Raw genomic sequence first — 9,431 nt, 5'->3', positions numbered from 1 at the left:
ACAAAGAATAGCGATGTGAGTGTACTGGTAGGTGGTGGTGGTTGAATTCCTTGTGCCGGACCATCATCGTCAAAGTCTTGATGCTCATAATTGCTACAAAGGTATTCATATCTTCTGCCAGATGGTTCGAAGGTATATCCTTGTTTCCACGGGCTGGTTCGATAATAACCTGGCACAAGATTGGTAAATTCATAATAACCATCTGCTCTGGTGATAAAAACATTATCCATCGTGCCAAACAGATATACCCTTACCCCGGCTAACGGATTATGACTCATATCCGTGATAGTTCCTTTGATATAATATCTTTCTACAGTAGTAGATGTGCCAACAAAATCCTGTCCTGCTTGATGGAAATCTATGTTAGGAAGGATTCTATTTGCCGGAACAAAGGTATAGAATTGCCTATAAGGGGTGATGGTATATGTGCCAGCGGGAACATCCCAGAAGGTATAATATCCACTGGCATTAGTAGTATAGGTTGCCTGCACAGAACCTGATAAAACTACCTGCACTCCACCTATCCCTTCATCTGCCTCTGTCTTACATCTACCTTTAATATAATACCTCTGTGGTGTACCAATGTAGTTCTGATTATCATAACTGGCAGTAAGTATGCGGTATTCCCTTCCTGCTGGCTCAAAGCTATACCACTCCTTGAACGGTCTGGTGCGATAGTATCCTGTCGGTAAGTTATTAAATTCATAATAACCATCCGCAGAAGTGATATAACAATCATCTACTATGGGACTCATTAAATAGACTTTGATGCCTGGAATTCCTTCACCATTCGCATAGCGAATATATCCTTTGATATAGTGTAGTGCGGTAATGGTGAAATCTGCATAGGCCTTCAGGTGTGAATCAATACCGGTAGCGACTACTGAGACTGTGCCAACCGGTTGCGTATCGACAGTAAAATAGGTAGTAAAAGAGCCTTCGGCATTAGTCATGCCAGTAGTAATATTAAGATGTAGCCCAAAGTCAATCTGAACAGTCTCTGTCGCACCAAAGTCTTCACCATAAACCGTAACTAAGGCACATTGAGAGCCAGCAGCAGGATTAAGTCTAATCTTTGGTTTTTTATTCTTTACAGTTACCTTGACGGTATCTGAGCCTGTCAATCCGTTAGGGTCACTGGCTACTACCCGAATATAGTAAATACCATTTTCCAGGATGTTAGTATTCCAGAGATAGGCGGTATTTACGCCGCTGTAGAACAGATTCCAGGGACCAATCGAGGAGGCACTATAATAGATATAGAAGTATAAACTATCGCCATCCGGGTCTGTGGCTTGATATGAGATAGTGGTAGTTCCTTGTAATGTTTGTAATTCTGTTGGTGTAAGTATATCTACTGTAGGTGCTCGGTTTCCAACAATCGTGCAGGTAACTGTATCGGTTGCCTGTGTTTTGCAGTTACTGGCAACCACAGTGATAGTAACAGTTCCTTCAGTTACAGGAGACCAGTAGTTGGCATAAATACCGTCATTTACACCGGCATCATTATGCATGCCATCATCGTATAAATTCAAAGTTGCGGTATTATTACTAAAACTTGCCTGAACATTACACAGCCACTGGAAGAGGTCATGCTCATCCTTGACCTCAGCCCTAATCTGCACCTTCGCACCTATCTTATAGTCAAATCCCTCTGGTGGCTGAGTAATATTAACAAATAGTTGCTCAGAATTATGATGCACATAGGGTAATGCCCAGGCAGTAGCCGTAGCCGCCGCAGAACTTGTGGCAATAACATACACCTCAAACTTATCTAAAAGTATGGTAACCCTGAAATTACCTACCCAGGCTAAGTGCCCCGTATTTATATTTGTCTCCATATTTATCTCATTGCGGCGATTACCAACATACGGGTCGGGATATAGGAAATATTCCCTATCAACCGCAAAGGTATAATATCCCTCCGGATTAACATTTATTAACCTGCCAACTTCATTATTATTCATATAGATATAGGTATCACGATTGGCCTGAATATTTCCTTGACTAAAATGCATACTCAAGTTTGCACTTTGGACATTGACAGTCCCAAATCCTGTTGGTATATAGAATGGGTCAATACTCTTAATTAATCTTTCTGGTACCCATACCCGGCGTGGTGGTTGATTGGGGCAGTATTGCACCCAGACATAATATCCCTCTTGATATTGATAGAGATAATTAATGTCAAAAACGAGTTTTGGCTGATTTAATGTTACCTTATAGATGGTTCCTGTAACCTGCCAGGTAGTAAGAACCTCCACCACCTTATCCCCACTACTCACACTCCAGGTGCCAGATAGTCCGGTAAAACTCTCATTGATAATCGGCACTAACTTAAATTCAACATAGCTCTGTGTGCCTAAATATATGGTATAGAGTAGCGGATGCATAATAACCTTGTCTGTAAGAGTCCCCATGTTAATGGTTAAATCCGGAATTGGGTCAGCACCCGTATTGGTAATTCTATAGGTTTTGGCTAATGTCATTGGGTCTTCACTGATAAGACTAACCGTAAACCTAACCTCGGGCAGGCGAACATTAATATTTATTGTCGTATGCGAGATTAATCCTTCATCATTGGTCAATGTTCCTTGTAATGAGTAGCTTGTTTTGGTGGCATATTGCGTATGTATTGATAGAATAAGATTTCTCTCTTCACCTGGCAGTAAGGTAATCGGATTATCCACAGAGCCATCACCGATAAAATCAACCGCTATTCCTTCAGGGACATTAAGCGTCTGAGCGGAAAATTGATGTGCTTCATTATCGATATTCTTAACCCTGACCAGCCCCTGCTGATTATAGTCCTTCTCAACATTGAAGGTATAATTTGACTGCGTAAATATGACACCAGCAACATCTATTTCCAGCGTTTGGCTGCCTGGAAAAGCAACACCAAATAAATCCTTCAAGGTATAATTAAATGTGCCTATCCCATCGCCAGTATAAAGAGTAAGCTGGAAATTACCCTGCCAGGTGATATAATCCGTGGTAGTCAACGGTATAGAGAGAGGTGATTTACCATACGGAGTAAATGTCAGTGAGACGGCAGATAATTTTTCTGAGGCAGTTAAGATAACATAGACTGTGCCAGTAGCAGTAATTGGTGAGGCAGGGGTGGTAGTAATGGTTGCTCGTGGTAGTGAATGGTCAATATTTAATGGTCCATTGCTGTAGTCATAGACAGGTGTATTAGTGCCATCATCTATCAAGGCATAGATGTAGCAACTACCTTCGGGGATAGTCGAGAGATTCCAGATATAGCTATCGATACTGCTATCCTCAGAAAGTCCAGTAGTGATAGTTGAGCCGTCATAGTTAGTGTTATTGGTATCATAGTAGAGTGATATTTGGGCATCGTTATCCGGGTCGGCATCTACCCAGGCGATGGTATAAGAACTGGTAGCATAAGCCCCTTGTGCTGGTGGTGCGGTAATAGTTATACTCGGTGGAACATTGGGACGAATGTAGTGTGGATTAACATCTGTGCCGTGCTCTGCCCGCAAACCATAATTGTCCATCGCTACAATATAGTATTCGACACCAGCAAAGGTCATTTTATTCGCCGGTATGGTAGCGGTATAGGTATTACCTGCCTTAGTCATAACTACATTCTCATAAAGCACATAACCCTTGATACGATAGGATAAGGTTACCGAAGTAATATAATCTGTAGTATCCGTAGCATAGGCAGTAATAGTTACTGATGAGTTAATTAACGCTCCAGAAACAGGGGTATGTATAATCACCGGTTTTTCATTAGGATATACCGCAATCTGATATGGGTAGGTTTCAGGATTGTTTTTTGGGTCTGAAGCGACTAATCTACCATCAGAGGCAGTGATATAGTAATCCACGCCCGGGTAATTAACACTTGCGGCTGGGATAGTCGTTTTATACAGGTTATTACCCATATGAGTCATAGTCAGCTGAGAATAGCTGGTTAGTGTTCCTGAATGTCGATAGAATAAGGTGGCATTAGTAACTGCGGTATTATCAGTAATGGTAGCCGCAATAGTTAGTGCCTGTCCAACAGGTTGTGTTTGTGAGCCGAGGGCGATAGTTTGTGGTGTCCGCATAATCTGTGGTGGTTCATCTACACGATATGTGCCCGAATCTGAACCAATAGCCGAGTTATAAGTCGCAGTAATTACTACATTACGCAAGGTCCCATCATAATTAGGATTATGGGTGTAATAAGTAACTAAATACTGGGTCTCAATCTCCCTTCTAATATCGGCAAATATCTCCTCCAGGTCGGCTGAGTCAGGTGCAAAATGATATGTTCCACCGGTAGATGTGGCAATATGCGTAAGTGTCCCTGCATCTACATCACCACCTAACCCAATGGTATAAACAGGGACAGCACTGGCAATGGCATAATCAATCACCTGTTGCTGAGTATGTGAACTACTATTTTCTTTACCATCGGTTAAAGCAATAACTGCTTTAACACCAATTTCTTGTGTGCATTGACCTATTCCCGTATATATGCCATCATACAAAGCCGTGCCTCCATTGGCAACTAAGTTGTTGATAGCGGTATGTAAGGCAGATTGATTACTGGTAAAGGATTGGTCAACAGTAACATTTGAAGCAAAGGAGACTATCGCCATTCTATCCAGAGGTTGCATCATATCAACAAGGGAATTAGCGGCGGTTTTAGCATCGGTTATCTTCTGCCCCTGCATACTGCCACTTCTATCTAATACCTGGGCGATGGCTACTCCGGCGGAATTAGTTGCACTGACACTGATTATCTCTACGGTAGGAACAGATTCTAATTCAGACTGCTCGGTTAATTGGAAATTATCCGCAGTCAGTCCCGCAATAGATGTAGTTCCTTGAGTTACACGGACATGGCATTCGATAGTTGGGAATTTAGCGGCATCAATCTGGTCTAATCGGACAGTCAGTGTTGCTTGCGGTGGAGTAGTAAGCGTGAAGGTAGCATAGGCTTTTGAGCCGGAGGTAAGACCAGTAGCCACAATAGTAGTGGTTCCTGCTGGTTGAGAAGATACCGTGAAAGTAGTGGCAAAGGTGCCGTAGGCAGTAGTAGTGGCGATGGCAATCGAGGAAATCAGGCCAAAATCAATCCTAATTGCCTCAATTGGACTAAAATTCTCACCTGTAACTGTGATTATAATTCCCACAGTACCAGAAATAGGGGTAATGATAATTGTTGGAGAAAGTCTAAGAGGAACATCTATTTCTGTAGTCTGTCCCGAGGATACAGTAACAGTTTCAGCCCAATTGTTATACAAAGGCTTAGTTAAGACAATTTGATGACTACCTGTGGATAGATTGGTCAAGACAGCAGGAGTGAGTTTACCTGTATCCATTCCATCTGAGTAAATTTTTGCCTCCGAAGGCACAGAACTAATTGCCATAGAACCCATTGGAGGTATATTGACCTCAGCAATAGCCTTCAGATCAAATCCTGTCGCGCCACCCCAATCCACTGCTTGCACAGCAATTACATTTCTTCCTGGGTTTATATATTCTTTAGGAATGTCAAATGTATATTCCCAGCGATATGTAAATCCATGAGCAGAGGCATTAAAAATATTAACACCATTTATATAGATATGGATTTCGTTATCTACGCCAGTATAGATAGTCAATTTTGCAGATGCAGGTAAATCAATATACTTTCTAAGGTATAAAGTCGTCCCTGCAGGCCAATCTGTATGAGGAATCCAATCACCATCAGACTGATTTCCGAAAGGAGCTCTCCCTTTACTCCAACTACTGTCATCATATCCTGATGTTTCCCAGCCAGAGTTAGGTGAATATGTATATCTCCAGAAGTCTTCTTGCTCAATAACGGTAGTTGGCTGGGTAATGGTTACAAAGGTAGCCGTAGCGACTAAATTGGAATTAAGCCCTGTTGCGGTTAGAGTAGTAGTTCCGCCTGGTTGGTAATCGACTGTAAAAGTAGTAGTAAATTGTCCACTTCCATTGGTAGTGCTTATTTTAATTGTTTTAGTCGTCCCAAAATCAATCCTGATTGCCTCTGTTGCTATATATCCAGTACCGGTTACCTCAACAATAGTTCCAATAGTACCTTCAGTAGGTGAAACCATGATATTTGGATAGATAGTGAATGATGCTTCTACATATCTTTGAGAAGTTAAGCCAGTGGCAGCAATCGAAGTAACACCGAAAGGCTGCATATCAACCATAAATGAGGTCATAAATTGCCCATTTGCATTAGTAGTAGTCAGCGTAATTGTCTGCGTCGTCCCAAAATCTATCTGAATGCTCTCTGTTGATGCAAAGCCATGTCCTGCTACTGTCACAATAGTACCTACAGTCCCAGCAGGAGGTGTAACAGTGGTAATTTCTAAAGGTATTTGTTGGTACAATTTGACATTATCCCATCGACTACATATCTGTCCAGAATTATTACCAGAGGATTCGAGGAAGAAATAACCAGATGTATTTTCTTTCAAAGTATCTCTATTTCCAGTACCACGATTCTCCCATGTTTGTGATGTAGGTAATTTCCTATCTATATACCAGTTATTATCTTCTATTCTAAGTCGATAATTGTACCATGTGTTATACACATTATCATTACCAGGATAGTTTTCTATCCTAAAGATATACCCATTAGCATGGGAAGAATTACCCCAATAAACATCAGAATCAGAGTAATCCGTATCAGAGATTAGCATATAATTCCAATATAATATATATGTCGCTTTACCAGTGAAATCAAAAGTTTGATTTGGCCGAATTCCACTTCCCCCACATCCAGTAGTTTTATCTATCCTTAAAGCATTATCTTGAATATCTATTGCCCCAAAATTACTGTAAATTGTCCATTTTACAGTATCTATTGGGTCATCATTATTTCCTGTAAAATTATCCCAGAAGACACAGCCCTCTTTATTCATATAGAATTGAGCACAGGCAGTATAATTAGAAGTAATACCAATAGCTGTGAGGGTAATAGTCCCAAACGGCTGGTTATCTACCATAAAAGTAGCTGTAAATTGCCCGCTTCCATTAGTAGTAGTCAGCGTAATTGTCTGCGTCGTCCCAAAATCTATCCTGATTGTCTCTGTTGCTCCATAACCTTCACCTTCAACTGTAACGATTGTTCCTACAACACCAGAAGTTGGAGTAACAACAATGAAGATTAATCCTTTCCATGGGTTATAGTCAATATAATCAGATATCTTATCTCCCTGTCCAGATGGATTTGTAGTTGGATGATATGGCCCAGAATTATCACCCCAGTAGTTCAAAGTAGCAGAGATTGTCCCAGAGGTTCCATCATGATAAACACCATAGCCCCTGGTTAAATCAGCATTTTTATTACCAAAAAGGCTATTATAATGAATTCCTGGAAAAGAATTGGAACAAGAATATACCCCATATCCCTGACCGTAGATACCATAACCTCCTCCAGATCCAGGATTACCCCTCTGACCTCCTATGTTGTTAGTGATAATATTTCCTTGTATAGTGTTACCTGTTGAGGAGGCAAAATATATCCCTACCCCAATCCCTCCTGGCCCCCCTGACCTCTGCCAGCCACCTGTTCCTCCTTGACCGCCTTGGTTTTGAGAGATGATAGTATTCTCTAAAATTGTAATATTTGTTGATGAATAAAGATAAATTCCGCATCCAATACCACCAGAAGCACCTGAATTCCAGCAACCACCATGTCCTCCTTGACCGCCTTGGTTTTGAGAGATAGTATTCTCTAAGATTGTAATATTTCTTGATGAGTAAAGATAGATTCCAACACCTATCCCACCATGGCCAGCCGGACAACTCCCCCAGCCACTGTAAGCACCCGATCCTCCCTGGCCTCCTATATTGTTTGAAAGTATATTATTTGATATGGTGCCATTTGTTGAATTTAAAAGATAGATACTCGTTCCTGTTCCACCACCCTCTACAGAACCACTATGATATGTCTTTCCATTTTGGCCTATCCCACCAGAGATAGAATTATTTTTAATAGTAAAGTTTGAGCAGTTTATAAGAACAATCCTCCCCAAGTTTATTGAACCAGAACCAACCAAAGTTAGAATCTGATTTTCAATTGTTATTTCTGATTGATTATAGTAATAATAAGTAGGCTCGTTATTATAAGTATTCGTTGAATTAATAATATTATTATAGCTGTCTGGGTCAATATAAATACCATATCCATTTCCAGCGGCACCATCTGGAGCATCAGGACTGGCTCCAGATTTTCCTCCTTTTCCTCCTATATTACTTGAGATTGTATTATTGGTAATAGTATTGTTTATTGATGAAGAAAGATAGATTCCACAACCAATGCCACCAACACCACCTGATAGACCATATCCACCGGTGCCTTGCCCTCCTTCACCTCCTTTATTTTGTGATATGGTGTTTTCTGAGATTGTATTGTTTGTTGAGTTTGAAAGATATATCCCACAGCCAACGCCACCAGAGTCACCCTCCCCTGTTCCTCCTTTACCTCCCTGGTTGTTAAAAATAGTATTTAAACTTATAAGATTATCATTTGAACCTGAAAGATATATCCCACAACCTAGTTGGTTGAGAAAACTTACCCAACCATCATCTCCCTTATTATCATGGATGTAATTATAGGTAATTACAATTCCAGATACATTCTCTAAATATATTTCTTGCTTTGCATACCTAATATTGCAATAAGTAATTGTTCCTTTGGCACTTACGCCACTAAATTTGATACTCCTCCAATCTCCTGCTGCCGGGGCAGGTTTATTAGAAGTAAAGGTAATTGTCCCATCTGGTGTACCAATTGCGGTTAATTTTCCATAGCTGATTAATGATGTATCTGTGGCAAATTTGACTATTACATTCGGCTCTATGTCTAATGTTACATCTTGAGCAACAATGACATCAGCAGTGATGATGTAGGGGCTGCCAGCTACATCCCAGGTAGTATTTGAAGTGATAGTCCCACTGACATCTGTTGCTACAGCACCCTTTGCATTAATAATCATCACTATTCCCAACATTATTCCAGATATAATTTTTTTACACATAATTATTTACCTCCAATTTATTCAAAGAGTGTGTAAGAAGGGGATATGGAGATAGTGGAGATAGGGAGATGTAATTTTTATCTTATCCCCATCTCTCCATAATCCCCAAAAATCTCCTTTTCTTACACATTACACAAATTTTTCAAATTTTTCCCCTTATAATAAAATAGATTACAAAATTGTCAAAAAGGTTGCAAAAATTTTTTAATTTTTTTTAATGAAATTAATAGAACACAGATTTTCGACCTGTGCAATTAAGATAAACCACGAAGAAAAAATGTAACCGTTCAGGGATATAGCCACAGAGTCACAGAGAACACAGAGGGAATATATAACCACGAATGAACACGAATAATAAAAAGATTTGTCGTGCGAGGCTTTAGCCTCGCTTCTAACAAGCAGGAA

The 9,431-nt window shown here is 40.3% G+C and carries 1 protein-coding gene; it reads right to left on the bottom strand.

Going from position 1 to position 9,431, the window contains the following annotated elements:
• The coding region (locus AB1414_09955) for a VWA domain-containing protein (GenBank protein MEW6607755.1) at nt 1-9,026 on the bottom strand (9,026 nt) is incomplete at its 3' end.
• Nucleotides 9,027-9,431: the final 405 nt, after the last annotated feature.

This window comes from bacterium (assembly GCA_040755795.1).
Lineage (GTDB): Bacteria > UBA9089 > CG2-30-40-21 > CG2-30-40-21 > SBAY01 > JBFLXS01.
Note: the sequence above shows the minus strand (reverse complement) of the source record. Positions and strands in the feature narration are given on the sequence as shown.